The following is a 1,438-nucleotide window of genomic DNA, read 5'->3' as shown; positions in this document are numbered from 1 at the left end:
GCTACACCCGCGACTTCCCCGTGGAGCCCGCCCGCGCCGCGGCGCACGGCGTCGAGGATCCCCTCGCGCTCCGACATCTCCACCACGACCCTGCGCTGCGGCACGCCGAAGGCCGCGAGCTGCTGGTCCAGGGAGCGGCGCCGGGCCGATCCGCCGGGGGTGCACACGAAGGGCAGCCCGCCGAGCTCCGCCAGCCCGACGCTGTCTCGCGGCTCGTCCGGCGAGGTGATGAGCACGATGTCCTCGTCGCCCAGCCACTCCACGTCGAGGCCCGCGGCGTCGTCGGGATCGAGGTAGCTGGCCAGGCCGACGTCGCTCTCCCCGCTGCGCACCGCCGCCACCACCTCGTCGACGTCCATCGACCGCACCCGGATCACCGTGTCCGGGCGGCTCTCCCGGAAGGTGACCACCACGTCGGGCAGGACGTTGCCCGCGACGGCGGTCGTGGAGGCGACCGCCACCGTGCGGGCGGTCTCGGCGAACAGGGTGTCGAGGTCCCGCTGGGCCTCCCGGGCGCGGGCGAGGACGTCTCGCGCGAGGCCGATGGCGATGTGCCCGGCGGGCGTGGGCTCCAGTCCCCGGCCGACGCGGGTGAACAGCTGTGCCCCGAACTGGCGCTCCAGGCCGCGCAGGTGCCCGGTCACCACCGGCTGGGACACGTGCAGCCGCCGCGCGGCCGCGGTCACCGACCTCTCGTCGACGACCAGCAGCAGCACCTCGAGCTTGTACAGCGACATGCGGTTGTCCATCGACGTGAATGGTAGTCGCCGCGGATGACGGGCAGATGACGCCGGCCCCTTTCCGAGCCGTTCCGCGGTCACCGTTGTTAACAATTCGTACCCATCCTCGTAGTGGGTACTCCCTATGGTCCGGAGATGGACACGATGGTCTCCCTCTACAAGCTCTCGGTGTTCTGCCAGGTGGTCGAGCACGGCACCATCACCCGTGCCGCCCAGGAGCTCGGCCTCACCCAGCCGGTCGTGTCCGAGCACGTGCGGATGCTCGAGCGCAGGCTCGAGTCGCTGCTGTTCGAGCGGCGCGGGCGCAGGCTCGAGCTGACCGAGAGCGGGCGGGTCACCTACGAGTGGGCGCGCGACGTGGTGCGGCGCACGCGCGAGGCGGAGGTCCTGCTCCGCGACCTCGCGGACAACAAGGCCTCCACGATCCGGGTGGCCTCCTGCACGGCGAGCGCCGCGGCCCTGCTGCCGGACATCGTCCTGGCCTTCCAGCACAGCCACCCCCGCGCCGTCGTGGCGCTCAACCACCTCGCGTCCGACGCCGCGGTCGCCTCCGTGCGGGCGGGTCAGTGCGACTTCGGGCTGGTCAGCTACGCCGACGAGTGTCTGGGCGAGAACCGGGACGACGAGATCGCCGTCGAGTGGGTGCACCGCGAGCGGCTCGTGGCGGTGTGCGCGCCGAGTCGTCGGGAGGCGGGCAG

The 1,438-nt window shown here is 72.5% G+C and carries 2 protein-coding genes; one reads left to right on the top strand and one right to left on the bottom strand.

Features of this window, described 5'->3' with window-relative positions; genetic code table 11:
* The coding region (locus tag H5J29_RS32590) for a LysR family transcriptional regulator (protein WP_181784742.1) at nt 1-749 on the bottom strand (749 nt) is incomplete at its 3' end.
* A gap of 126 nt (nt 750-875) precedes the next feature.
* Here H5J29_RS32590 and H5J29_RS32585 point away from each other — a divergent pair.
* The coding region (locus H5J29_RS32585; protein WP_181784741.1) for a LysR family transcriptional regulator at nt 876-1,438 on the top strand (563 nt) is incomplete at its 3' end.

The sequence above is a fragment of the Pseudonocardia pini genome, assembly GCF_013870575.1.
Lineage (GTDB): Bacteria > Actinomycetota > Actinomycetes > Mycobacteriales > Pseudonocardiaceae > Pseudonocardia > Pseudonocardia pini.
Note: the sequence above shows the minus strand (reverse complement) of the source record. Positions and strands in the feature narration are given on the sequence as shown.